Origin of the sequence: Nonomuraea sp. NPDC050691, from assembly GCF_040654455.1 — a bacterium.
Classification (GTDB): domain Bacteria; phylum Actinomycetota; class Actinomycetes; order Streptosporangiales; family Streptosporangiaceae; genus Nonomuraea.
This window is the reverse complement of record NZ_JBFAIA010000009.1, coordinates 78,257-102,517: the sequence shown is the minus strand read 5'-3', so window position 1 is coordinate 102,517 and position 24,261 is coordinate 78,257. Positions and strand designations below refer to the sequence as shown.

Annotated in this window: 20 protein-coding genes and 3 tRNA genes; 3 read left to right on the top strand and 20 right to left on the bottom strand. The window is 71.6% G+C overall.

From position 1 onward, the window contains the following. The first annotated feature begins 43 nt into the window (after positions 1 to 43). Positions 44 to 2,920 (top strand): AAA family ATPase, encoded by a 2,877-nt coding sequence (locus AB0H81_RS06345; protein ID WP_358370021.1) that lies wholly within the window; start codon positions 44 to 46, stop codon positions 2,918 to 2,920. A gap of 5 nt (positions 2,921 to 2,925) precedes the next feature. Here AB0H81_RS06345 and AB0H81_RS06340 read toward each other — a convergent pair whose 3' ends face one another. The 13 genes from AB0H81_RS06340 to AB0H81_RS06280 form a co-directional block, all read right to left on the bottom strand. Further along, positions 2,926 to 3,498, bottom strand: coding sequence for a TMEM165/GDT1 family protein (locus AB0H81_RS06340; RefSeq protein WP_358370019.1), 573 nt, complete (start codon positions 3,496 to 3,498; stop codon positions 2,926 to 2,928). A 258-nt stretch (positions 3,499 to 3,756) separates the two neighbouring features. Beyond that, complete coding sequence (locus tag AB0H81_RS06335) at positions 3,757 to 4,797, bottom strand: UDP-N-acetylmuramate dehydrogenase (protein ID WP_358370058.1); 1,041 nt, start codon at positions 4,795 to 4,797, stop codon at positions 3,757 to 3,759. A gap of 81 nt (positions 4,798 to 4,878) precedes the next feature. Beyond that, the gene (locus AB0H81_RS06330; RefSeq protein ID WP_358370016.1) at positions 4,879 to 5,796 is read right to left on the bottom strand and encodes a hypothetical protein; all 918 of its coding nucleotides are present in this window, start codon (positions 5,794 to 5,796) and stop codon (positions 4,879 to 4,881) included. Positions 5,797 to 5,966: 170 nt separating this feature from the next. After that, positions 5,967 to 6,395 (bottom strand): MaoC family dehydratase, encoded by a 429-nt coding sequence (locus tag AB0H81_RS06325; protein WP_358370013.1) that lies wholly within the window; start codon positions 6,393 to 6,395, stop codon positions 5,967 to 5,969. Further along, entirely contained in the window at positions 6,395 to 6,844 is a 450-nt protein-coding gene (locus AB0H81_RS06320; protein ID WP_358370010.1) for a MaoC family dehydratase N-terminal domain-containing protein, read from the bottom strand. Before AB0H81_RS06320 ends, AB0H81_RS06325 begins: the two co-directional genes overlap by 1 nt. Positions 6,845 to 7,261: 417 nt before the next feature. Then, a complete protein-coding gene (rpmG, locus tag AB0H81_RS06315; RefSeq protein WP_019632658.1) occupies positions 7,262 to 7,426 on the bottom strand; it encodes a 50S ribosomal protein L33 in 165 nt (54 codons plus the stop codon). 70 nt (positions 7,427 to 7,496) lie between these two features. Then, positions 7,497 to 7,570, bottom strand: a tRNA-Met gene (locus AB0H81_RS06310). A gap of 490 nt (positions 7,571 to 8,060) precedes the next feature. Continuing rightward, a complete protein-coding gene (locus tag AB0H81_RS06305; protein ID WP_358370007.1) occupies positions 8,061 to 11,591 on the bottom strand; it encodes a WD40 repeat domain-containing serine/threonine protein kinase in 3,531 nt (1,176 codons plus the stop codon). A 66-nt stretch (positions 11,592 to 11,657) separates the two neighbouring features. Continuing rightward, positions 11,658 to 11,731, bottom strand: a tRNA-Met gene (locus tag AB0H81_RS06300). A gap of 133 nt (positions 11,732 to 11,864) precedes the next feature. Beyond that, positions 11,865 to 11,937 (bottom strand) — tRNA-Thr (locus AB0H81_RS06295). 79 nt (positions 11,938 to 12,016) lie between these two features. Beyond that, on the bottom strand, positions 12,017 to 12,220 hold the full coding sequence (locus tag AB0H81_RS06290; RefSeq protein ID WP_358370005.1) for a transposase: 204 nt from the start codon (positions 12,218 to 12,220) through the stop codon (positions 12,017 to 12,019). 82 nt (positions 12,221 to 12,302) lie between these two features. Next, complete coding sequence (locus AB0H81_RS06285; RefSeq protein ID WP_358370002.1) at positions 12,303 to 12,830, bottom strand: NlpC/P60 family protein; 528 nt, start codon at positions 12,828 to 12,830, stop codon at positions 12,303 to 12,305. A gap of 56 nt (positions 12,831 to 12,886) precedes the next feature. Beyond that, the gene (locus AB0H81_RS06280; RefSeq protein WP_358369999.1) at positions 12,887 to 13,909 is read right to left on the bottom strand and encodes a GH25 family lysozyme; all 1,023 of its coding nucleotides are present in this window, start codon (positions 13,907 to 13,909) and stop codon (positions 12,887 to 12,889) included. Between the two features lie 283 nt (positions 13,910 to 14,192). Between AB0H81_RS06280 and AB0H81_RS06275 the strand changes: the two genes are divergently transcribed. Beyond that, a complete protein-coding gene (locus AB0H81_RS06275) occupies positions 14,193 to 15,233 on the top strand; it encodes an ATP-binding cassette domain-containing protein (protein ID WP_358369996.1) in 1,041 nt (346 codons plus the stop codon). Next, positions 15,214 to 15,957 carry an ABC transporter permease gene (locus AB0H81_RS06270; protein ID WP_358369993.1) on the top strand — a complete coding sequence of 248 codons (744 nt, stop codon included), beginning with the start codon at positions 15,214 to 15,216 and terminating at the stop codon, positions 15,955 to 15,957. The genes AB0H81_RS06275 and AB0H81_RS06270 overlap by 20 nt, the downstream gene beginning before the upstream one ends. Positions 15,958 to 15,965: 8 nt before the next feature. Here the strand turns inward: AB0H81_RS06270 and AB0H81_RS06265 are convergent, their stop codons facing one another. The 7 genes from AB0H81_RS06265 to AB0H81_RS06235 all read right to left on the bottom strand — a co-directional run bounded on the left by AB0H81_RS06265 (position 15,966) and on the right by AB0H81_RS06235 (position 24,218). Beyond that, positions 15,966 to 17,051: a hypothetical protein gene (locus AB0H81_RS06265; RefSeq protein ID WP_358369990.1), complete on the bottom strand. Its 1,086-nt coding sequence runs from the start codon at positions 17,049 to 17,051 to the stop codon at positions 15,966 to 15,968. 116 nt (positions 17,052 to 17,167) lie between these two features. Beyond that, positions 17,168 to 18,463, bottom strand: a complete 1,296-nt coding sequence (locus AB0H81_RS06260) for a hypothetical protein (RefSeq protein WP_358369986.1) — start codon at positions 18,461 to 18,463, stop codon at positions 17,168 to 17,170. After that, entirely contained in the window at positions 18,453 to 19,493 is a 1,041-nt protein-coding gene (locus AB0H81_RS06255) for a LacI family DNA-binding transcriptional regulator (RefSeq protein ID WP_358369983.1), read from the bottom strand. Before AB0H81_RS06255 ends, AB0H81_RS06260 begins: the two co-directional genes overlap by 11 nt. Beyond that, positions 19,494 to 21,203, bottom strand: a complete 1,710-nt coding sequence (locus tag AB0H81_RS06250; protein WP_358369980.1) for a glycoside hydrolase family 36 protein — start codon at positions 21,201 to 21,203, stop codon at positions 19,494 to 19,496. It abuts the gene before it with no gap. 2 nt (positions 21,204 to 21,205) lie between these two features. Then, positions 21,206 to 22,015, bottom strand: a complete 810-nt coding sequence (locus AB0H81_RS06245) for a carbohydrate ABC transporter permease (RefSeq protein WP_358369978.1) — start codon at positions 22,013 to 22,015, stop codon at positions 21,206 to 21,208. Then, positions 22,012 to 22,914 carry a sugar ABC transporter permease gene (locus tag AB0H81_RS06240; protein WP_358369976.1) on the bottom strand — a complete coding sequence of 301 codons (903 nt, stop codon included), beginning with the start codon at positions 22,912 to 22,914 and terminating at the stop codon, positions 22,012 to 22,014. Before AB0H81_RS06240 ends, AB0H81_RS06245 begins: the two co-directional genes overlap by 4 nt. Further along, positions 22,911 to 24,218, bottom strand: a complete 1,308-nt coding sequence (locus AB0H81_RS06235; RefSeq protein WP_358369973.1) for a sugar ABC transporter substrate-binding protein — start codon at positions 24,216 to 24,218, stop codon at positions 22,911 to 22,913. Before AB0H81_RS06235 ends, AB0H81_RS06240 begins: the two co-directional genes overlap by 4 nt. Positions 24,219 to 24,261 lie beyond the last annotated feature (43 nt).

The window sequence follows — 24,261 nt, the reverse complement described above, 5'->3', positions numbered from 1 at the left end:
CGATCCGTAATAAATACGGCGAAAGCTCACCAAAGGGCATGACATGCTGGAAGACATGCTGGGCCGTTCGGTGAGTCCCGTCTTCGTCGGACGGGCCGAGGAGTTGGTGATCCTCTCCCAGGCCTTCGAAGAGGCCCGGCGAGAAGCCGCGACGGCCGTGCTGCTCGGCGGTGAGGCCGGCGTCGGCAAGACGAGACTCGTCCAGCGCTTCGCCGAGCAGACGGCCCGCGACGGCGCCCTCGTCCTGTACGGCGGCTGCGTCGAACTGTCGGCCGAGGGCCTGGCATACGCGCCGTTCACCGCCGCGCTGCGCCAGCTCGTCCGCGAGCACGGCCGCGCCGGGGTGGCCGCGTTACTGCCCGACGGGGCCGAACGCGACCTGGCCCGGCTGCTTCCCGAGTTCGGCGAGCCCAGCGGCGACGGCGAGACCGACAGCGGCCGCGCCCGCCTGTTCGAGCAGATCCTCACGCTCCTGGAGCGGCTGGCCGAGAGCCGGCCGATCGTCCTGCTCATCGAGGACATCCACTGGGCCGACCGGTCCAGCCGCGACCTGATCGCGTTCCTGTGCCGCAACCTGAGCGCCCCGCAGGTGCTCATCGTCATGACGTACCGCTCCGACGACCTGCACCGCCAGCACCCGCTGCGCCCGGTGCTGGCCGAGCTGGGGCGGGTCGGCGGCGTGCTCCGGCTCGACCTGCCCCGCCTGTCGAAGGACGAGGTGGCGCAGCAGATGGGCGGAATCCTCGGCAAGTCACCCGATTACCAGAAGGTGGAGAAGGTCTACGACCGCAGCGAGGGCATCCCGCTGTTCGTCGAGGCGCTGCTCGACTCGGGCGTGGACTGCGCGTTCCCGTCCTCGATGCAGGACCTCATCCTCGGCTCGGTCGAGCGGCTGCCCGAGGAGACGCAGCGCGTGCTGCGCATCGCCGCCGCCGGCGGCATCCGCGTCGGCCACGCCCTGCTCGCCGCCGTCAGCGGCCTGTCCGACCCGGAGCTGGAGGGCGCGCTGCGCCCCGCCATCGCCGGCAACGTGCTGCAGATCGCCGACAGCCGCGCCTACCTGTTCCGCCACTCGCTCATCCGCGAGGCCGTCCACGACGAGCTGCTGCCCGGCGAGCACCAGCGGCTGCACGCCCGCTACGCCGAGGAGATCTCCCGCGACCGCACGCTCGTGCCGCCCGGCCGCGCCGAGGTCGAGCTGGCCCACCACTGGTACGGCGCCCGCAACGACGAGTGGGCGCTGATCTCCGCCTGGGAGGCCGCCCGCGCGTCGTTCCACACGTTCGCCTACACCGAGGCCATCCCGCTGCTCGAACGCGTGCTCATGCTGTGGGACCGCGTGCCCGACGCGGCCGAGCGCATCGGCGCCGACCACACCGCGGCGCTGGAGAAGGCCAGCGCGGCCGCGCGCGCCAGCGGCGACATCGACCGGGGCCTGAAGTTCGTCAAGGCGGCGCTGGCCCAGCTCGACGAGACGCGCGAGCCGGCCCGGGTCGCCAAGCTCCTCGTGCGCTGGGGCCAGCTCAAGGTCTACAAGGAGAAGACCGACGTGGTGGATAAGCTCCGCCACGCGCTCAGCCTCGTGCCCGAGCCCGACCTGGCCCGCGTCGAGGTCATCACGCTGATGTCGCAGCACCTCATGCTGCGCGGCGACACCGAGGAGGGCACCGCGCTCGCCGAGGAGGGCCTGGCTCTGGCCAGGAAGCTCGGCGACCGCTGCCAGGAGGCCGAGCTGCTGCTCAACCTGGCGCTCGGCTACTCGCTCGCGGGCGACACCGAGGCCACGCTGGCCACCAACCAGCGCGCGCTGGAGATCGGCCGCGAGGAGGGCTCCGGCCGGGTGATCACCCGCGCGATCGGCAACATCGTCGACACGCTCAACGACCTCGGCCGCTGGCAGGACGCGCTGCAGCTGGGCGAGGAGGGCTGGCGGCTGGCCAAGAAGTACGGCCGGGTCCGGCTGTCCGGGCTGTTCACCCTGCTCAACATGGCCGAGACGCTGGTGGCGATCGGCCGCTGGGACGAGGCCCTCGACACCGTCGAGCGGGCGCTCAACCTCGGCCCCGTGCTGCGCAACCGCCACCACCTGCTGCGGATACGGGCCGACGTGGCCATCGGCCGGGGCGAGGTGGACGTCGTGGAGAGCATCCTGCGCGAGACGGGCGTGCTGTCGGACGGGCCCGAGGACTTCGTCCAGGACATCACCAACAGCATGCGGCTGCACATCGGCTGGCACCTGCTGCGGGGTGAGCCGGACGCCGCGCTGGCGGTCGCCGAGCGCACGCTCGCGCGGCCCGCCCAGTCGCCGAAGGCCATGCTCGGCTGGCGGCTGCTCGCCCTGCTGACCGTGGTGTGCGACGCGATGGAAAACGCCGAGCCGGCCCGGGCCCGCGCGGTGCGCGAGCAGGCCGCGGAGATCGCCGCCGGCCTCACAGTGAGCGGGCCGGTCGCCGAGGCGTACCGGCTGTCGTACTCGCGCGACTTCGACGCCGCGGCGGCTGCCTGGGAGCGGCTCAGCCGTCCGCACAACCAGGCCAAGGCCCTGCTGCGGGCCGCCGGGATCGCGGCCCGCTCCGGCGACCGCGAGGGCGCCGCGTCGCGGCTGGCGCTGGCCCGGCCGCTCGCGGCCGAGCTGCGGGCCGCGCCGCTGCTGGAGGAGATCGACGCGCTGGGCCGCCGCGTCGGTGCGCCACAGCCGCAGCAGACCGACCAGGCGGCGCCCGAGCTGCTCACGCCGCGCGAGCTGGAGGTGCTGCGGCTGGTCGCCCTCGGGCGCACCAACCGCGACATCGCCAAAGAGCTGTTCATCTCGGCCAAGACGGTCAGCGTCCACGTGTCGAACATTCTGGCCAAGCTGGGGGTCACGACGCGCGGCGAGGCCGCCGCCGCGGCCCACCGCCTCTCGCTGCTGTCGCTCTAGCCCCGCTACAGCTGGACGAACGGCTCGACGAGCAGGACGACGCCGAAGATCGCGAACGCCGCGGCGGCGCCGTACTTGATGGCCTTCTCCGGCAAGTGCTTGCCCAGCATGCGGCCCACCACGATGGCCAGCGCGTCGGCGGCGACCATGCCGACGGTGGAGCCGATCCAGGTGCCCAGCCAGCCGTGCTGCGTGGCCAGCGTGATCGTGGCCAGCATGGTCTTGTCGCCCAGCTCGCTCAGGAAGAACGCGACGGTGACGGCGATGAGCGCATGGCGGGTGGTGCGCTGCGCCTTCTGCGACTCCTCCTCGGTCAGCTCGTCACCCCTGAGCGTCCACAGGGCGAACCCGAGGAACGCGACACCGGCCACGATCGAGATCGCGGTGGTGGGCAGCGCGTCGCCCACCAGGCCGCCGACGGCCACGCTGACGAGGTGGACGACGGCCGTGGCCACGGTGATGCCCGCCAGCACGGGCCAGGGCCTGAAACGGGTGGCGAACGTCATCGCCATGAGCTGACTCTTGTCGCCCAGCTCCGCCACGAAGATGACGGCGAGACTGATCCAGAAAGCTTCCAACGGTCCTCTTCCGCGCGGCCGGACCGTGAGCGGCCGCCCGGGGGAGATTCCGGGCACGACTCCGGCCCGGCAGCGTCTTGGTGCATGACGTACATGTCCACGACTGCCAGGCCGAAGGTCTCGTCCGCCCGTCTCAGGCCCGCGCGACCGGGCGCCGCGGCGCCAGTGTGTCGATCACGCGATTGGGACTACTCCCCCTCGGTGTGTTTCCGGAGAACTCTAACAAGCATCCGGACGTGCCTTATTCCGGGCCCCGCTTCATCCGGCGGCCCCGTCCAGAGCGCAGCCGACCAGCACCGGCTCGTTGACCAGCGCCACCCCGAACTTCTCCAGCACCCCGTCACGCACCTCCCTGGCCAGCGCCAGCAGGTCGGCCGCGGTGGCCTCGCCCGCGGGGTTGGTCAGGGCCAGCGTGTGCTTGGTGGAGATGCGGGCCGGGCCGCGGGTGTAGCCCTTGGGGAAGCCCGCCTGCTCGATCAGCCAGGCCGCGGGCACCTTGACGGAGCCGTCGGGCAGGTCCCAGTGCGGGTGGCCGGGCGCGCGGGTCTCCAGCTCCGCGGCCTCCTCGCGGCTCAGTACCGGGTTGGTGAAGAACGAGCCCGCGCTGCGGGTGTCGGGGTCGGCCGGGTCGATCACCATGCCCTTGGAGCGCCGCAGCTCCAGCACGGCCTCACGGGCGCGCGCCAACGGCACCCGCTCGCCGGGCTCGACGCCGAGCCGCCCGGCCAGCTCCTTGTACGCGACAGGTGCCGACTGGCCGGACACGTCCAGCGCGTACGTCACCGCCAGGACCATGTGGCGACCCGGGTCGCGCTTGAACGCGCTGTCGCGGTAGGAGAAGCCGCACTGCCGCGCCTCCAGGTCGACCACGTGCCGGGTGCGGCGGTCATAGGCGCGCACGCACCTGATGGTCTGCGCGACCTCCTGGCCGTACGCGCCGACGTTCTGGATGGGGGTGGCGCCGACCAGGCCGGGGATGCCGGACAGGCATTCGAGCCCGGACCAGCCCTCCTCCACGGCGCGGGCGACCAGCGGCTCCCAGCTCTCGCCCGCCTCGACCGTGACGATCACCTGCTCACCGTCGCGCGAGACCGACACGCCCTTGGAGGCCACCTTGACGACCAGGCCGTCGAAGCCGTCGTCGGCCACCACGACGTTGCTGCCGCCGCCGAGCACCAGCACCCGCTCGCCCGTCCGGTCGGCCTCGGCCACCTCGGAGACCGCCTGCTCGGCGGTGACGGCCTCGACGAAACGGCGGGCGGGGCCGCCCAGGCCCAGCGTGGTGTACGGCGCGAGCATCTCCATGGGGCACAAGCTTAGGAGATACCGGGCCCCGCGACGGAGGGTCAGGTGGTGACGAGGGCCGCCCGCGACCGAGGGTCAGGTGGTGCGCAGGCGGCGGACGGGCAGGCGGTCGGCCGGGACGACGCGGACGCCGCGCAGGCTCCGGGACAGCTCCGTGCCGTCACGCGCCTCCTCAGGGGCGTCGCCGAGGGCCGCCGACCTCCGTACCGCCAGCAGCTCGCCACCCAGCGCGGAGACCTCCCTCCCGCCCTCTCCCGGATCGGTCTCGCGCCACGTCCGGCCGTCCGGCTCCTGCCCCGTCCACCCGGCGGCCACCGCGCCGTCGTCGATCGCCGCGACGAGCGGCGTGATCGCGTCACCCTCCAGCACGACGGAGCCGTCCATGACGACGAACACCTCGGCCGTGTCCAGGCGCAGCAGCTTGGCCAGGCACTCGCCCCACGTGGCCGTGCCGCCCCGCCAGGCCGGCTTCTCCTCGACGCGCCAGGCCGTGACGCGCTCGGGATGGCGCGCGGCCAGCTCGCCCAGCACCGCGCCCGCGCCGTCCACGTCGCCCAGGTCCAGGGCCAGGACGTGCGCCGCCGTGTGGTCGATCACCGACTGGAGCGCCCGCCGGGTGTCCTCGGGGTGACCGTCCACGACGAAGCCGACAGTGGTCGTGATGTCCTCGGTGCGCACGCGCTGCCGCTCGGCGTTGACGCCGAGGGCGTCCAGGCGGTTGGCGGCCAGCGTGCCGTCCCAGACGCGCTGGGCGTGCAGGAGGTCGTCGTCGGGGACGCCGTGCTGCGCCGGGTCGCCGGAGAAGCCGAACTCCGCGGCGGGGTTGCCGCGCGCGCCCGTTGCCGAGGCCGGACGGTCGGCGGTGCCCGCCTCGGCGCCGCCCGGGCGGGCGCCCCCCGCGGTGTCGCGGCCGGTGCCGGTGCCGCCGGCGATGTCCTGCGGCCTCGGGGGACGCAGGTGGTGCGACGGGGCGTCGTCGGTCACGGCGGACACGGGGATCGAACGGACCGTGGGCCAGACTGTGACGTGGTGTGGAGCTTCGGTCATGGTCACACGGCTACCCCGAAGCCGCCCGCCCTATCATCGCGCCCCCAGGTCAACGGGACGAGGAGACCACTCGGACGAGCGGAGTCGTCCCGGTCGTCGGGCGGCGCGGGGGTCGCTCAGGCGAGCTGGACGACGGCGCGGGCCTTCGACAGGACCCTGGCGTCGCCCGCGCGGGCCGTCAGGCCGACGACCACCCGCTTGTCGTCGAGCTTCTCCTCCACCACGCCGCTGACCGTGATCGTGGCGCCCGTGTCGTCGTCCGGGACGACCACCATCGACGAGAACCGCACCCCGTAGTCCACCACCGCGGCCGGGTCCCCGGCCCAGTCGGTGACGAAACGGCCGCCCTGCGCCATCGTGTACATGCCGTGCGCGATCACGTCGGGCAGCCCGACGGCCTTGGCGAAGCGCTCGTTCCAGTGGATGGGGTTGAAGTCGCCCGACGCGCCCGCGTACATGACCAGGTTGACCCGCCGCACCGGGTAGTCCGCGGCCGGGATCTCCTGGCCCACCTCGACCTCGTCGTACTTCACCGTCGCGGTCATCAGGCCGCACCTCCGCGCTCGACGATCGTGTTGTAGGTGGTGCAGACCGGCTCGCCGGACACGGTGGCGACCTCGCTGCGGATGGTCATCAGCTCGTTGCGGCCGGCGCTGCGGATGTCGGTGATCGTGGAGCTGGTCACCAGCTCGTCTCCGGCGTAGATGGGGCGGGTGTACTCGAACCGCTGCTCGCCGTGGACGACCATCGCGATGTTCAGGCCGAGGTCGGGGTCCACCAGCGCCTCGCTGCCGCCCTGGAGGCTGAACACGATGGGGAACGTCGGCGGCGCGACCACGTCGGGATGCCCGGCCTCGCGGGCGGCCTCCCTGTCCCGGTAGATGGGGTTGGCGTCGCCGATCGCGGCCGCGAACTCCCTGATCTTCACCCGGCTGACCTCGTACGGGGCGCTGGACGCGTATGTGCGCCCGACGAAGTCACGGTTCAAGGCCATCTGTGCTCCCTCGCATGTGCTGCGCCGTCGAGCCAGACGCTAACAGAACAACGTTCGGCTGTCGCCGGCGCTTTCCCGCGATTTTGCCGACGGACCCGGCCTGTGCCGTCCCCTCCACGACACAGGACCGAGCCACATCGAGACGCACCACGACCTGGGGCCGGCCACGTCCCAAGGTCGCCAGCACGTCCCGAGAGCACGAGCATGCCCCGAGGCGCGGGCACCGCACCCCCAAGGAGGCCAGCACGTGCCGAGCCGCGTGAGGCACGCCGGAGGGCGCAGGCGTCGGGTGCGGCGGTTCACGACCGGGAAGACCGGTACGTGCACACGACAAACCGGCGCCTCGGATCCGGGGCGCCGGTTGTGTGGTGCGTGTGGCCAGGCAGTACTGCCGGGCGAGCCGCGCTCGGGAACGAGCTAGCGGGTCTCGCGGTGCGCGCGGTGGCAGCGGCAGTTCGGGCAGTACTTCTTCAGCTCAAGCCGATCCGGGTCGTTGCGCCGGTTCTTCCGCGTGATGTAGTTGCGGTGCTTGCACTCCTGGCAGGCCAGCGTGATCTTCGGCCTAACGTCGGTGGCAGCCACGTGGGAGTGCCTTTCTACGTTTGGGACTAGGACATACCCATGCCCAGGTCGGTGACCTGGGGAGGGGCAGTAGCGGAGGCCGGACTTGAACCGGCGACACAACGATTATGAGCCGTTTGCTCTGCCTGACTGAGCTACTCCGCCTTTGAGCCGGATGAAACGACCCGGCCCGTGAAGGATACCCGACCCGCGAAGCACATATGTACTTCACCTGATCGGGTGGGTGCTCCCAGTATGCCTCAGGAGCACCGCTCTGACGAATTCAACGTCAACAGCCCGTCCCCTCATTCCGGGAACCGGCCGATCACTCCGGACGGGGCCGGAGTGCGCGCCAGCTTGACGTGCTCTCCGGCGTGAACGCCGAAGATCCAGCCTGTGCCGCGCATGCGACACTCCTGCGGCTTCCTGCTTCGCCGACCTGCGCCACCGGAGTGGTCTTACCGGGTCTCCACAGGCTTTCGAGCCTATCGACTCCGTTCCCGCCCGTCCGGCGGTACCTGACGCGATCAACCTAGCAGACGTCGTTTCGCATTGGCGGCGAATCGGCTTTCCGCGCCCGGACGATCCGGTAGCAGCGGGCCAGGCGCGCGCCAGTCACCGCGACCGCCCCCCGGTGACCGACGGCCGGAGCCCCCTACAAGGCCGGGCACACATCGCGATAGGACACCCCTTTCAGGTACCGGCTCCATTCCTGCGGGCTCATGGTGCGGCCCGCGCGCCTGCACACCAGCTCGGCGACACGGTCCCCGTCGACCGGTATCTCGGTCACGGTCCCGGAGCTGTTGCCCGACACGTACAGCGTGTGGTCGTCGGCGCTGAACGCCAGCAGGTCGAAGATCTCGATGGGGAAGGAGCCGAGCCTCTGCCGCGAGCCGACGTCCCAGATCTGGGCGGTGTACACGTCGTCGAACGTCTCACCGATGGACCTGCTGATCAGGGCGATGAGGGCGCCGTCGTGGCTGAACAGCACGGCTTCGACCCGGGCGTCGTTCGCCACGCGCATGGCGGGAGTCAGTTCGGCGCCCTGCGCGCTGTCCCACAGCTCGACCGTGCTGGAGCCTAGGGCCAGGAGCGGCGTCGTGGGGCTGACCGCGATGGCCTCGCCGGCCCCGTTGAACCCGCGGCCGACGACCTTGCCGGTGTTCAGGTCGAACACCTTGCCGATGTTGCTCACCACCGCCGTGCCGTCGCGGGTCGCGACGATGGTCCCCGTGGTGGTGGCGAGTTCGTGCCGGGCGAGCACGCGGCCGGTGTCGGCGGCCAGCACGACCAGCTCGTTGCGCGCGTCCCGCTCGCTCTCCTCGGCGAGCGACAGCACCAGCTTGCCGCCGTCGGGGGTGAACGTCTTCGACAGCACGAACTGCCCCTCGGGTACGGGACGACGCCAGAGGCGCGTGCCCGTGGCCACGTCCCAGACGGACACCGCCGAGTCCTCACCGGTGGCGGCCAGCCGCTTGCCCGCCGGGTCGAACAGCTCGTTGGCAGTGCCCTCGCTGCCGGCCATCGGCACGCCCAGGCGGTGCGTGTCCCAGACGCGCACGGGGTGGGCGTCCTTCGTGGCGGCGATCAAGCGGCCGTCCTGGCTGAACGCGCTGACCTGGTAACCGCTCGGCAGCCTGCCGGAGGCGACGCGGGAGCCGAGGTCGACGGTGATGATCGAGCTGTCGAGCAGATAGCGGACGGTCTTGCCGTCAGGGTCCAGCCAGGCGTCGTCGAGCGGGCCCTCCGCCTGGTAGGTGTGGAGCTCGCCGCCCTTCTCGGCGTCCCACAGGTGGATCGTTCTCCCGTCGACGCCGAGCATCCTGTCGCCGTCCCGGCTGACCCGCAGACGCGCGCCCACGAAGTCCTCCGAGGCCGACTCCTGCCAGAACGGCCGGTCCTCGTCGGTCACCTTCGTGGCGGTGTCCAGGTTCCACTCCTCGATGTCGCCGTCGGCGCACAGCAGGCGCCGGCTGTCCGGCGTGAACGCCACCGCGGTGCCGCACTTCTTCGGCATCCGGGTGTCCACCGTGAGGTCGGGAAGGCGGATCACCTTCAGCCCGCCCTGGTTGATCCCGATCCCCGCGACGTAGGCGCCGGAAGGCGCGATCGCCGGAGCGGAGTCCGCCTCCAGCTCCGGGGAGGGGGAGTACGACCTGCCCGTCCTGGCGTTCCACAGGAACTCCAGGGTGTTCTCCCGCATCACCGCGACCAGGCTCTCGTGCGCGTCGAAGACGACGTGCACGCCCGGCGAGCCTTCACTGACGGCGTGCTCGCGCAGCTTCCTGCCCGTCATGGTGTCCCAGGAGTACGCTCTGTTCCTGCTGACGATCACCAGCGTCCTGCCGCTCGGGCTGAGCGCGGCGGCCGTCGGCAGCGCGCCGAACCCGCTCGGCCACTTCCAGAACGTCGTCTGCTGCCACGACGGGACGTCGTAGACCCGCACGCCGTCCTCACCGGCGATGACCCGCGTCCGCCCGTCGACCGCCGCCGCTGTCGCGGAGACCCCCTTGGCGCCCGGGTCGCGGAAGGCCGCGCTCTCCGGCATGGTCAGCGAGGTCGTCAGGCTCCGCCTGCTGTCGGTGTCCGGGGCCAGCCGCCAGCCCGCCACGCTGAGCAGCATCGCCCTGACCGGGTCGGTGGTGCGCCACCTGTCGGCCTCGACCGCGACCTGCCGCCCCACGGCCTGGTCGCGCTGCCTGGCGACCAGGCGGCTCTGCTCGGCCACCTGCCTGCTCTGCAGCACCGCGAGACCTCCCGCCGCCAGCGCCACCGCCAGCATCCCGGCCAGCGCGACCGTGGTCAGCCGCCTGCGGCGGATGCGCCTCCTGGTCAGCTCGGTGCCCGCGGCGAGGAAGTCACGTTCCTGCGGGGTCAACGTGATGTGCCTGCGTCCGGTGGCGGCCCAGGTGAGCGCGTGGTCGAGGCGGCTGCCCTGCAGCAGGTCGCCGTCCTTTCGCCCGTTGTCGGCCCATTGGCGGGCCGCGCCGCTGATCTGGCTCAGGACGGCCAGGCCGTCACGGTCACCGTCCACCCACACGCGCAGCCGCGGCCAGGCGCGCAGCAGAGCAGGACGCGACAGCGCCACCGCGTCGCCCTTCTGCGTCACCAGGTAGGAGAAGACCTGCAGGATCCGCTCGATGGCCTGGGCCTCCCGCTCCGAGCGGCCGGCGAGCAGTTCCTCCTTCAGCGCCCAGCGCACGGCCTCGTACCCGTCGTCGGTGACCGCCACCATGCGGAGGAAGACCTCGGCGGCCAGCTCCCGCTCGTCGGGCGTGAGCGCGCCGTACGCGTCCTCGGCGATCGTGCCCAGCGCCGGGTCGGCCGCGTCGGGTGCGTACACGCCCCTGGCCGCGTGGCTGCCCGCGGTCAGCAGCCCGCGCATGTCCGAGGCGTCGCCGCTGACCAGCGCGAGCAGCAGGTCGCGGGCCGTGGGACGCGCCGAAGGGTCCTTCTCCATCGCGGCGGCCACCAGCGAGGCCAATCGTGGCGGCAGCCCGCTCAGGTCAGGCTGCGCCGACAGCACCCGGTGCATGACCCCGCCCAGGTTGTCGGCCTTGAACGGGTCCTCACCCGTGGAGGCGAACACCATGATCGACCCCCAGGCGAACACGTCGGCAGGCGCGCCCGCCCGCTGCCCGGTGAACACCTCGGGCGCCATGTAGCTGGGCGTGCCGGACACCTCGCCGGTCTTGGTCAGCGACATGTCCGCGGTCCGCGCGATGCCGAAGTCGATCACCCGCGGACCGTCCGCGCCGAGCAGCACGTTGTCCGGCTTGAGGTCTCGGTGTATCACTCCCGCGTCGTGCACGGCGGTCAGCGCGGTGGCGATCGCGGTGGCGAGCCGGTGCAGATCGTCCCCGGTGAACCTGCGCCCCCGGTCGACCGCCTGGCGCAGGGTCGGCCCCGCCACGTACTCGCTGACGATGTACGGTCTGCTGCCGGACAGGTCGGAGGCCAGCACCCTGGCCGTGCAGAAGGAGGCCACCCGGCCGGCGGCGGCCACCTCCTTGGCGAACCGGTCGCGGCCCGCCTGGCTGTCGGCCGCGTGGAGCATCTTGAGCGCGACCCTGCGCCCTTCGCGGTCGTAGGCGTCGTACACCACTCCCTGACCGCCGGAGCCGAGCCTTCCCGCGAGCCAGTACTCCCCGATGTGCTGCGGGTCCCCGGCGATCAGCGCTTCCACGGCGTGTTAGATGTCGGGCCCGCCGACAAAGTTCCGGTCGCCGAATCGGGCACTCGGAGAGGTACGTACCTGCACCAGGACTCGAACCTGGGACCTCCGCATTATGAGTGCGGCGCTCTCGCCGACTGAGCTATGCAGGCATCGGCGAACGATCTCGACTATCCCAGCCGCGACGAGCCGGCCGCCACTGCTTTATCCGCCGCGACCCGGTGAAACGCGAAACGCCCGACTCCGCGATGGCGCGGGTCGGGCGTCGTGTCTGTTCAGAGTGAGAGCCCCCAAACGGAATCGAACCGTTGACCTTCTCCTTACCATGGAGACGCTCTGCCGACTGAGCTATAGGGGCCTGTCCGGCGCTGCGGACAGGTGTAACCATACACGGCCCCCAGCGATGATGCGAACTGAGCGAGACCGCCCAGGTCAGGTCAGCCGACGGCCTCGAAACCGCGCCGTGGCCGTAGGGTGACCACCTCGCACAGGTCGGCCAGATCGACGAGCGCGGCGACCTCCGCGACCGAGAAGCAGTCGGCCACGACCTGCCCGTGACGGCACACCCGCAGCACCTGCCGCCCGTCACGCGCCCCCGGAACGATCTCGAAACCGTCGGGCCCGACCCATCGACTGTCCATAGCGGCACAGATTAGCCCTCGGGTCTCTCATTTTCCGGTAGGCGACTGGCGTTACACCGCTATCAAGCCGGTCAGGACGGTGTCAGAGCCGGTAGAAGCCGGCGAAGTCCTTGAGACGGGAGATCGGGTCCACCCGGACGAAGGCCCCGGTCTCGGGCGCGTTGATCATCTTTCCGTCGCCCAGATAGATCCCGACGTGGTGGGTGTCGAGGCCCTTCGCGGTCGTCCGGCCGAAGAAGACGAGGTCTCCGGGCACGGCGGAGACGACCCGGCGCATCCTGCGCACCTGGTCGTTCGTGGTGCCCGGCCCCAGCACGTCCTGGCCGTGCGCCTGCGCGTACACCCAGCGGGCGAACCCCGAGCAGTCGAGCCCGCGCGTCCGCTCGGCCGGGCACGGCAGGATGCTCCCCCGGTAGCCGGCGCAGGTGCCCTTCGACGGCCCGGGCTCGCTGCCGTGCCCGCCGCCCCACGAGTAGGCGATCTGCTGCCCCCCGGCCCGGAGGGCGATCCGCACGATCTCGGGCTGCACGTACGGCATGAGCGGCACCGACGCGGTGGCGGTCACCAGAAGGAGCGCCGTCACCAGCGCGGTCCTCCGCCTGCTGGACACCCCGGGCTCCCCTCGGTCGGTCAGGATCTCCTCGGGAGAGATCCTGCCTCATCACCTCATGAGGTGCTCAGGGTCAGCCGTACGGACCCGACCGTGAACCGCAGCCCCACGGTGCCCTTGGCCGAGCGGGGCCTGGTGGTGAAGGACAGCGTGACCTTCTGCCCGCGCCGCAGTTCGGCGATCTCGCACCGCACCGCCGTGCCGCTGAAGGAGCAGCCGGGCGCCTTGACCACGCTCTGCCCTCCGTACGCGCGGCCGGAGACCTTGATGCGCGTCACCGGGTGCGGCCCCGTGTTGGACACCGTGACCGTGTAGTGCTTCCTGTCCCTTGCTGCGCCCGCCACGGTGATCTCGGCGGGCGGGTTGGCCAGCGCGTCCAGCTCGTCCTGGGTGCCGTTGAACGAGTTCTGCCCGCCGGGCAGCGTGCCCTTCTCGGCCGACTGCCAGAACGTGTGGCGCTTCCAGCCCTTGGGCAGCTCGCCGGGGTCGGCTCCCCAGCGCGCCAGCCACAGCGGGTTCGCCTTGAACGCGGTGGAGTCGCCCGTGCAGCTCCGCCACCAGCTCGTGGTCGTGTAGATGATCGTCCGCCGGCCGGTCTCCTGCCGGTACTTGTTCGTGAAGTCCTTGATCCAGGTCACCATGTCGGCGGGCGACAGGCCGTAGCAGACGTTCTTGCCGTTGCGGTCCTTGTACGGGTTGTCCTCGAGGTCGAGCACGCCGGGCAGCGTCCACCCGTCCGACTTCCAGGCGCCGCCGTTGAGGAGGAAGAAGGCCGCCTGGGTCGCGCCGTCGGACTCGTGCGGCTGGGCGAAGTGGTACGCGCCGCGGGCCAGGCCGGCCGCCAGGGCGCCGCCGTACTGCTCGTCGAAGCGCGGGTTGCGGTAGTCGACGCCCTCGGTGGCCTGGACGAAGGCGAACTTCCCGCCGCCGGAGGTGACCGCCCCCCAGTCGACCTCGCCGGTCCAGTTGCTCACGTCCACCCCGGCGATCGCGCCGTCCGCCGCCGCGGCGGCCCCACCGGACACGGCCAGGGCGCCGGCCGTCGCGGCCGCGATCGCGGCTCCCCATAGACGATTCACGGCGGCGATCATGGCCGAGCCCCTACCTGGCCGCAAGCCGAATAGGTTCGCCGTTATCAAAGCGCTTTCTACGAAAAATCGCCCCATTTCCGAAAAGCGCAGCTCAGTGGCCGAAAATATCCTCAAGCAGCCACCCGTCGATGACGTCGTTTTGCCAGGTCAGCGCCATATGTGAACGTGACGTTCGCGTTTGCCGAAAAGGGTTATGCGGTCGCAAGATGGCCTGGATTCCCTAGCCCGACCCCAACCGGGGTCTCCTCGCCATGCCCTGAGGAGCCACAGCATGATCCACGCCCGGGGACTGACCCGAGTGTTCACCGTGAAAAGGGAGACCGTCCACGCCGTACGCGGCATCGACCTCGACGTGGAAGCCGGCAGCCTCGTCGCCTTCCTCGGCCCCAACGGCGCCGGCAAGTCCACCACGCTGCGCATGCTCACCACCCTGCTCCCGCCGACCTCCGGCACCGCGATGGTCGCCGGCCACGACGTCGCCCGCGAGCCCGCCCGGGTGCGCGCCCGCATCGGGTACGTCGGCCAGAAGAGCAGCGCCGGCGAGAACTTCCAGGTCCGCGACGAGCTCGTCAGCCAGGGCCGCTACTACGGCATGACGACCGCCGTGGCGGCCGGGCGCGCCGACGAGCTGCTGGACCTGCTCGGCCTGCGCGCCCAGGCCCGCCGCAAGCCGGGCACGCTGTCCGGCGGGCAGCGCCGCCGCCTCGACATCGCCCTCGGCCTCGTCCATCGACCCGACCTGCTGTTCCTGGACGAGCCGTCCACCGGCCTCGACCCCAAGAGCCGCGCCGACATCTGGGAGCACATCACGCGGCTGCGCGACGCGTACGGCACGACCCTGTTCATGACCACGCACTACCTGGAGGAGGCCGACACCATGGCCGAGCGGGTGGTGATCGTGGACGGCGGCCGGGTCATCGCCGACGGCACCGCCGGACGGCTGAAGAACGACCTGGCCGGCGACCACATCACGATCACCACCCAGACGGAGGCCGAGGCGGCGACGGCGGCCGCCGTGGCCCGCACCACGACCGGGACGCCGACCGGCACGGCGACCGGCTCGACCGCCTCCGGATCCGCCGGGCGGAGATCCGGGGAGCGCCCCGGGGAGATCTCGGACGGCGTCACCGTGGACGGGACGACCGTGCGGGTCCGGGTCGCCCGCGCCCCCGCCACCCTGCCCGCCTACCTGCGCGCGCTGGAGGAGGCGGGCGTCAAGGCCGTCACCGCCGAGACCAGCCGCCCCACCCTCGACGACGTGTTCCTCACTCTCACCGGGAGAAGCCTCACCGATGACGACCTTCCTGCGTGACACCGCCATCGTCTTCAGCCGCGAGATCACCCCGTCGCTCCGCGAGCCGGGCGCGCTGGTGCTGGAGATGGGACAGCCGCTGGTGTTCCTGTTCCTGTACGGGGCGCTGCTCGACGGGGCGGTCGGCTCGTCCTGGCAGTGGTTCGTGCCCGGCATCCTCGTCATGATGTGCCTGACCGGCCCGATGGGCGCCGGCTACACGATGCTGGTGGAGCTGATCGGCGGCTCGCTGGAGCGTCTCCTGGTCACCCCGCTCAACCGCACGGCCATGCTCGTCGGCCGGACGATGAAGGTCACCGTGGTCCTGCTCTGCCAGGCCGTCCTCATCGTCGTGCTGGCGCTCCCGCTCGGGTTCCGGCTGTATCCCGCCGGGGCGCTGGCCGGGATCGCGATGCTGCTGCTGTTCGCGACGGGGCTGGGCGCGCTGTCCTTCGTGCTGGCCATCAGGTCGGCGCCCGACGGCACCCTGTTCTGGCTCGTCACGCAGGCGCTGATGTTCCCGCTGCTGCTCCTGTCCGGGGTGTTCCTGCCGATGGACGGCGGGCCGGACTGGCTGCGGGTGGTGGGGAGCGTCAACCCCGTCACGCACGTGGTGAACGCGCAGCGCGCCCTCTTCTCCGGCGACCTCAGCCACCCGTCGGTCCTGTACGGCACGGCCGCCGCGGCGCTGATCGCCGTGGCCGGGCTCGTCGCCGGCAACCGCGCCCTGCGCAAGGGCGTCTAGGCGGGGTGTCAGGGGCTGATCGCCAGGAACAGGAACGCGGCGAACAGCCCCAGGTGCACCCCGCTCTGCAGCAGCGTGGCGCGCCCCGGCACGACGGTGAGCGTGGAGACCGCCACGGTCAGCGCCAGCAGCACCATGTGGGTGCCGCCGAGGCCGAGCATCAGCGGCCCCTCCAGCCAGATGGACATGACCGCGATGGCCGGGATCGTCAGCCCGATGCTGGCCATCGCGGAGCCCAGCGCCAGGTTCAGGCTGATCTGGATCTGGTCGCGGCGGGCCGCGCGGACCGCCGCGATGGTCTCGGGGAGCAGCACCAGCAGCGCGATGACCACGCCGACGACGGCCTGGGGCAGCCCGGCGTTCGCCACGGCCAGCTCGATGATCGGCGACTCGACCTTGGCCAGGCCGACGACGGACACGAGGGCTACGAGCAGCAGCCCGAGACTGGTCAGCGCCGTCCGCCCGGACGGCCTCGGGGCGTGCTCCTCCGCGCCGCCCTCTGCGGCCTTCTGCCCGGCGGCCTCCGTGTGCGGGGTGGCCACGGGGAGGAAGTAGTCGCGGTGCCGTACGGTCTGGGTGAGAACGAACAACCCGTACATCGCCAGCGACACCACGGCCGCGAACCCGAGCTGGGCCGGCGAGAAGGCGGGCCCGCGCGCGCTCGTCGTGAACGACGGCAGGACCAGGCTGAGCGTGCTCAGCGTGGCCACCGTCGCCAGGGCCCCGCCGGTGCCCTCGGCGTTGAAGACCGCGACGCGCCGCCGCAGCGTGCCGGCGAGCAGCGACAGCCCGACGATGCCGTTGCACGTGATCATCACGGCGGCGAACACGGTGTCGCGGGCCAGCGACGCCGTCTTCTCCCCTCCGGACAGCATCAGGCTGACGATCAGCGCCACCTCGATCACCGTCACGGCCACCGCCAGCACCAGCGACCCGAACGGCTCGCCGACCCGGTGCGCGATGACCTCCGCGTGATGGACGGCGGCCAGCACGGCCCCGGCCAGCAGCAGGGCCACCAGGACCCCCGTGACCGCGGACACGCTCCGCCCCCAGGTCAGTGCCAGCGCGAGCAACGCCAGCGCCGGAACGGCCACGGTCCACCAACGCGCGATATGGCGACGCATATAGGGTGTTACGCCCTTTCTTTCGCATGAATAACGGCAATCACTCCCATCATGCCCGTTTCATGCGAAATGTCGCCCAGGTCAGGCTAGCCGCGGACCACGGTGACGGTGGCGCCGGGCGGGACCTCCCGGGTGGTGGCTGAGCCGTCGGGGAAGGCGGCGGTCCACGTGTACGTCACCTGGCCGGACAGGTTGGTGAGCGTGGTGGCGTCCCCGCCGTCGTGGCGGACCGCGACGCTCCCCCGGCCGATCGGGACGCCGGTGACGGCGGCCCAGCCGATCTCCGGCGGCAGCCGCGAGAGGGTGGACAGCGCGTTCGCCGGCGCGTCCGGCCTGACCCCGAGCAGGCCCGCCACCACCTGGCTGACCAGCGTGAACGAGACCTCCGGGTAGTCGCCGTTGAGCCCGCCCGCCACGTGCACCGCGGTGCGCGCATTGAAGATCTCCCGCATCCACCGCCAGGCGGTCCCCGGCCTCCCGTGGCGGAAGAAGACGTCGGGCAGGTACGTCCACGCCTCGACGTTCACGGGCCGGCCGGGGCCGGCGGCCTGCTCGTCGACGTAGTCGAGGTAGGCGGCGTCGTCGCGCAGGCCCTTCAACGGCATGAACCAGCTGTTCTCCGCGCCCCAGCCGGTGACCGGTCGGCCGTCGAGGGTGAAGCCGCGAGCGCCCTTCCAGTCCCGCTCGTAGTGGCGGCGCAGCTCCGCGGCCCGCGCCTCGAACCGGTCCCCGTCCTCGCCGCGCGCCCTGGCCAGCGCGGCCATGGCCAGGTGGGCGGCGTACTGCGCGGCGAGGCCGTCGCCGGCGACCGCCAGCGGCTCGCCGCTCAGCTCGTTGTAGCTGGCGACGCCCTCGAAGATGCCGCTGCCCCGCGCGGTCGCGGGCAGCATGATCGCGTTGGCGCAGTAGTCGCGCAGCACGGGGTCGTGGACGTAGGCGGGCTCGCCGGTCCAGCGGTGCAGCTCCGCCAGGCACTCCACCAGTTCGAACACCGCGGGCACCTCCCTGACGAACTCGCCGGGCCCGCGGTAGTCGATCGACAGGTACGAGCCGTCGAAGTTGAACGCCCAGACCGGGCGATGACCGTGCTCCGCGGTGGCGGAGGCGGCGAAGCGGCGCGCCATCGTCAGGTTGGCCTCGGCCAGGCCGAGCAGATGCGCGCCCGCCGCCTGGTGGACGAAGTCGCGCAGGTAGAAGCCGCTGCGGTGCGCGTACCCGGCCCAATAGGAGGGCAGGTAGACGCCCTCGCCGGTCCCGTGCGGGCACCGCTCGTCGACGTTGACGGGACCACGCGTCCCGCCGGGATGCGCCCAGCGCAGCGCGCGGTCGCGCGCCCACGCGAACATCGCCACGAGCTCGTCGTGGCTTGAGTCAAGGTGCATGCAGGGGTCCCAGGCTCGGGCGGATCACCGGCTCGCCGGGGAGCACGAGGCCGGCCCGCGGGGTGACGCCGTCCTCGATGATCTGGAGGAGGCGGCTGATCAGGGCCTTGGCGATGCGGTGCAGCGGCAGCCGCACCGTGGTCAGCGCCGGTTGGAGGAACGCGGTGACCGGCAGGTCGTCGAAGGCGGCCACGGCCAGGTCCGTGCCGATCTCCAGCCCCTCCGCGCGCGCCACCGTGTAGACGCCGAGCGCGAGCCAGTCGCCCCCGGCCACGATCGCGGTGGGCCGGTCGCGGCCCGTCAGCAGCCCGCGGGTGGCCGTGACGATCTCGCCGGGATCGTCGCGCGGCACGGAGTAGACGTGCCCGGCCAGGCCGTGGCGCCGTACCCCGGCCAGGAACCCATCGCGCCGGTCGTCCATCCACGGCTGCCCGGAGGAGGAGGCCAGGAAGGCCACCCGCCGGTGTCCCCTTGCCGCCACCAGGCCGACCAGGTCGATCACCGCCTGCGCGCTGTCGACGTCCACCCAGGACTGCGGCTGGTCGGGCCTCGTCCTGCCGAAGGCGGCGAACGGGAATCCCGCCCCGCTCAGATAAGCCAGGCGCGGATCGTCCCGCAGCACGTCCGACAGCAGGAAGCCGTCCACGCTCCGCGCGGCGATCAGCTCGTCGAGCGCCTGCTCCTGGCTCTGGCCGGGGCGCGGGCGGACGAGCAGGATGCGGTATCCCGCCTCGCCCGACGCCGTCACGACCGCTTCGAGGAAGCCGCCCATCAGCGCGTTGGGGTTGGCCGGATCGTCCACGGGGGCCGGGTAGGCGATGATCCGCCTGGTGCCCGATCTCAGGCTGCGGGCCGACTGGTCGGGCCGGTAGCCGAGCTTCTCGATGACCGCGGAGACCCGTTCCAGGGTTTCCGGCCTCAGCCGGTGCGGGGCGTTGAGGGCGTTGGAGATCGTCTGGCGGGACACGCCGGCCGCCCGCGCGACGTCCTCGACGGTGACCCCGCGCTCGCGTGGCCGGCGTGCCGGCACTCAGTCTCTCCGCAGCGTGAGCAGGCCGCCCATGGGCACCTCGACCACGCTCGCCCCGGGGCCCAGCCGCAGCTCGGCCGTCCTGACCAGGCTCCCGCGGCAGTCGCGGACCTCCACGTGCGCCGGACCGGCACCGAAGAGGACCACGCGCGGGTCGGGGTCGGCGTTGGCGACGAGCAGCTCGCCGGACTCCGGCACCTCGACGGGCAGCGGCGCGTAGCGCGCGACGATCGTGACGCGCTCGTCGCGGGCCCGCACCAGCGGGTAGCCGTGCTCGGGCTGCTCGGGCTCCAGCGTCCCCGACTGGAGCGTGCCCAGGTGGGCGCGGAAGATCCCCAGCCAGAACCGGAGCGCGGCGAGCTGGCCGGGCCGCTGCGCCGCCAGGTCCACCGAGATCTGCGGCACCGCGAACAGCACGTTGATCAGATGGACGGCCACCTGCTCCGCGGGCTCGTCGGGATGCCAAAGGATCATGTCGGAGTGGACGGCCACCGGACCGGCCGCGAGCCGCAGGTCCACGGTCCGCTGCCGGTTCTCCTGCGGGCTGAGCGGGCAGTCCGTCGCCCTCACCATGTTCGCGTACGGCCACAGGCCGGGGCTGGTGTACGGCTGGCGGTGCTCGATCAGCAGCTCCGGCCGGGCACGGCGCAGCCGCGCGTCCAGGTCGTGGAGCAGCCGCCTGACCCCCTCGTCCACCTCCGCGCAGTCGGCCCCCTCGCCCGGAGCGGGGTCGCCGCCCGGGGTGGCGAAGCGGTCCACGAAGTCGATCTTCAAGCCGTCCATGCCCCACACCTCGACCGCCTGGGCGAGCCGGTCCACGAGGAACCCGCGCACCTCCGGGTGACGCGGGTCCAGCACGGCGGCGTCCATGTGGTCGAGGTAGCGCAAATACCTGCCCTCGAAGCGCTCGAACGCGGCGTTGTGCTTGCCGACGAACGGCAGGGCGAACCAGAGCAGATAGGCCATGCCGAGCTCACGCACCCGAGCCACATGACCGGACATGTCGGGGAACGTGCCGGCGTTCGGCTCCCAGTCACCGCAGAAGGCGTAGCCGCGCGCCCGGTCGGCGGTCTGCCAGCCGTCGTCCACGATGATCGTCTCGCAGCCCAGCTCCTTGGCCAGCCGCGCCTGGAGCTCGACGGACTCGGCGCCGACCTCCTGGTGCATGCTGTACCAGGTCGAGTAGACCGGCAGCCGGGCACGCTCGGGAACGGGCGGCAGGTCACCCGCCTCCGCCTGCCACCAGGCCGCCACCCCGGCCACCGCCGCCGAGAACGGCCGCTCCGACAGGTCCAGCCGGAATCGCAGCCCGTCCCCGTGCAGGGTGAACGCGAACTCACCCGTCTCCTCGATCACCCCACCCGTGAAGCTCACCGGCGCCACCGCCTCGGCCACGCCCACCGTGCAGACGTTGGCGCCGGCCGCACCGACGAGGGAGATCACCGGCGCGCCCGCGGTCAGCCTGGACGTCAGCGGCGGGTTCCAGATCGGGGGCACCCAGCGGGCGCCCCCGATCGGTGTCCAGAACGCGCTGACCCCCACGCAGGGCACCCGCCACTGCACGGCCGTGGCACCCGGCGCGTCGACCAGCCAGACGCCCTCGGCGACCTGCCTCACCTCCGCCTCGTCCGTCCCGGCCAGGGCCAGCTCGATGGCGCCGGCCCGCACCGCGCTCGTCTCGCCGAGCGCGTAGGGCTCCCAGACCTGCATGCTTATCCCTTCGTGGCACCGGCCAGCAGGCCGGAGATGAACTGTTTCTGGAGGACGAGGAAGAGGACCATCATGGGCAGCGAGGAGATCGCGGTACCCACCATGACCTGGCCGAAGTCGGTCCTGGCCAGCCCCTGGAGGGTGGCCAGCGCGACGGGCAGCGTGTACATCTCGGGCGTGCGCAGCGCGATCAGCGGCCACAGGAAGTCGTTCCACGCGCCGAGGAACAGGAAGACGGCCAGGGCCGCGAGCGCCGGGCGCATGACGGGCACGACCACCCGCCACAGCACCCGCAGCTCGCCCGCGCCGTCGACCCGGGCCGCGTCGAGCAGCTCGTCCGGGACGGCGAGCAGCGACTGGCGCATCAGGAAGACGCCGAACGGCACCGACAGGCTCGGCAGGATCAACGCCGGGTAGCTGTCGATCAGCCCGAAGTCGTTCATCATCTCGAAGATAGGGATGATCGTCACTCCACCGGGGATGACCAGCGTCGACAGCAGCAACACGAAGAAGAAGTTGCGTCCGGCGAACTCGAACTTGGCGAAGGCGTACCCGGCCAGCAGCGAGACCACGATCGCCCCGGCGCTCTGCACGACCGCGACGAACAGCGTGTTGGCCAGCACGCCGACCAGCCCGATCGACTCCTCCAGCTGCACCGTGTTCGCCACCAGCCGGTCACCGGGGTAGAACCTCGGCGGCCAGGAGAAGATGTCGGAGTTGGCGTGCGTGGCGGCCATGGCCAGCCAGTAGAACGGCCCGACGCACAACGCGAACACCGTGGCCAGCACGAAGGTCAGCGTCCAGCCCTTCATCGTCTCTGCATCCTCATCTGCGCGAAGCCGAAGCCCGCCACGATCAGCGTGAGCGCGTACGCGATGGCCGCGGCATAGCCGAAGTCGAAGTAGCGGAAGCCGTTCTGGTACAGGTACAGCGAGATCGTCAGGGTCGAGTTGTCGGGCCCGCCGCCCGTCAGCACGAACGGCTCGTCGAACAGCTGCAGGGTGCCGATCGTGGACAGGACCACGGTCAGCAGCAGGATGGGCCGCAGCTGGGGCACCGTGATCGACCGGAACCTGCGGGCCGCGCCGGCGCCGTCCACCATCGCCGCCTCGTAGAGCTCCTTCGGGACGCTCTGCAGGCCGGCCAGGTAGATCACCGCGTTGTAGCCGGTGTAGTGCCAGGTGAGGGCGATGACGATGGCGATGCGCGCCCAGAACGGGCTGCCCAGCCAGTCGATCGGGTCGACGCCGAACAGGCTCAGCAGCCAGTTGAGCAGGCCCGCGTCCTTGCGCAGGATCACCGAGAACATCACGCCGTAGGCCACCAGGCCGGTCAGCGACGGCATGAACACGCCCAGGCGCCACAGGCCGCGCAGCCGCACGGAGGAGGAGTTGAGCGCGAGCGCCAGCAGCAACGCGAGCAGCAACATGATCGGGACCTGGACGACGAGGATCAGCCCGGTGTTCCCGAGCGAGGTCCAGAACAGCGGGTCGTTCACCAGCCGCACGTAGTTGTCCAGCCCGACGAAGCTGCGCATGGCGCCCGCGCCCGTGGTCAGGCTGATGTAGAGGGCGGCCACGATCGGATAGGCCTTGAACGCCAGGAAGCCCAGCAGCGCCGGCAGGACCAGCAGGTAGGGGATGTTGCGTCTGGTGACGAGCGAGCGCCCGGCCACCGGCATCCGGCGGGGTCGCGGCAGGGTGAGCGTCATCGCGCGAGCTTCCTGTTCGTCTGCTGGGACAGCAGCGTCGCGGCCTCGGTCAGCGCCGCGGCCGGGTCGGCGTTCTTGAGCAGGACCTTCGTCTGCGCGTCGTTGGCGATCTTCAGCGCCCTGGCGTAGTCGCCCGAGTAGTAGGTGGCGTCGGCGCCTTCGGTGAGCGCGTCCACGAAGGTCTTGAGCGCGGGCTGGCCGCCGAAGTAGGGCTGGGGCGCGGTGAACACCGGGTCGGCGTAGGCGGCGGTCAGCGCGGGGAAGACGCCGCCTTCCTTGTAGACCTTGGTGATGACCTCGGGCCTGGTCAGCGCGTACTCGACGAACCTGAACGCCTCCGTCTGGTGGGGACTCGTGCCCGAGACCGCGAGGTGGGTGGAGTTGACGATCGCGGCGCGCTTGCCACCGGCCGTCACCGCGGGCGGCTGCATGACCCGCCACTTGCCCTTCTGCTCGGGACGCATCTCGGGGATGTAGCTGACCGCCCAGGCGGCCCAGGGCAGGACGGCCAGCTTGCCTCCGCTGATGAGCTGCTTGGCGGTGTTCTCGCCGGAGGTGTCGGCGACGATGCCCGCGTCGTTCATCTTCTTGATGAGGGTCATCGCCTGCACGGCCGGCGGTGCGGCGAGGGTGACCTCGCCCTGCCGGTTGAAGTAGAAGGCGCCCTGCTGCTGGAGCAGCGACTGGTAGAAGTCCATGTCCATGCCGCCCGCCGCGGGCTTGTTCAGGCCGATCAGGTACGCCCCCGTCTTCTCCTTGAGCGTCCGGCCCGCCGCGATGGCGTCGTCCCAGGTCGCGATCTTCTCCGGGTCGACGCCCGCCTTCTCGAACAGGTCCGCGCGGTAGAAGAAGCCGACCGGGTTGACCTCCCAGGGCATCGCGTAGACGCCGCCGTCCTTGCCGGTCACCGTGGGCCACAGGCCCTCGGCGAAGGCGTCCTTGTACCTGTCGGCGCCCAGTTTGCGCAGGTCGGCCAGGCCGCCGGGGAACTTGTCCATGTACCCCGGCAGGTAGTCGATGCCGATGTGCAGCACGTCGGCCAGGCCCTTGCCGCCCGCGGCCATCCCGATGGTGATCTTGTCCCAGATGGCCGGGTTGCCGACCGCCTGCACGTCGACCTTGATGCCGGGGTTGGCCCGCTCGAAGTCCTTGGCGACGGCGGCCAGGCCCTCGGAGGCCGGCTTCCAGCTCCACACGGTGATCTTGACCGGCCCGCCGCCCTCCGCCGGCGTCCCGCCGCCGCAGGCGGCGAGGGCGAGCGTGCCGGCGAGGGTGAGTGCGAGGACTCCACGACGGTTGATCATCTGCGTGCTTCCTTTCGGGGGATGAGCGCCCGAGCGAATATGA

Bases quoted from the DNA above. Each gene is read 5' to 3' on its own strand.
- AB0H81_RS06345 (WP_358370021.1), top strand. From the start codon at position 44: ATGCTGGAAGACATGCTGGGCCGTTCGGTGAGTCCCGTCTTCGTCGGA.
- AB0H81_RS06335 (WP_358370058.1), bottom strand. From the start codon at position 4,797: ATGCTCGCGCCGTACACCACGCTGGGCCTGGGCGGCCCCGCCCGCCGT.
- AB0H81_RS06325 (WP_358370013.1), bottom strand. From the start codon at position 6,395: ATGACCGCGACGGTGAAGTACGACGAGGTCGAGGTGGGCCAGGAGATC.
- AB0H81_RS06320 (WP_358370010.1), bottom strand. From the start codon at position 6,844: ATGGCCTTGAACCGTGACTTCGTCGGGCGCACATACGCGTCCAGCGCC.
- AB0H81_RS06290 (WP_358370005.1), bottom strand. From the start codon at position 12,220: ATGGACAGTCGATGGGTCGGGCCCGACGGTTTCGAGATCGTTCCGGGG.
- AB0H81_RS06275 (WP_358369996.1), top strand. From the start codon at position 14,193: ATGATCCACGCCCGGGGACTGACCCGAGTGTTCACCGTGAAAAGGGAG.
- AB0H81_RS06270 (WP_358369993.1), top strand. From the start codon at position 15,214: ATGACGACCTTCCTGCGTGACACCGCCATCGTCTTCAGCCGCGAGATC.
- AB0H81_RS06260 (WP_358369986.1), bottom strand. From the start codon at position 18,463: ATGCACCTTGACTCAAGCCACGACGAGCTCGTGGCGATGTTCGCGTGG.
- AB0H81_RS06250 (WP_358369980.1), bottom strand. From the start codon at position 21,203: ATGCAGGTCTGGGAGCCCTACGCGCTCGGCGAGACGAGCGCGGTGCGG.
- AB0H81_RS06245 (WP_358369978.1), bottom strand. From the start codon at position 22,015: ATGAAGGGCTGGACGCTGACCTTCGTGCTGGCCACGGTGTTCGCGTTG.
- AB0H81_RS06240 (WP_358369976.1), bottom strand. From the start codon at position 22,914: ATGACGCTCACCCTGCCGCGACCCCGCCGGATGCCGGTGGCCGGGCGC.
- AB0H81_RS06235 (WP_358369973.1), bottom strand. From the start codon at position 24,218: ATGATCAACCGTCGTGGAGTCCTCGCACTCACCCTCGCCGGCACGCTC.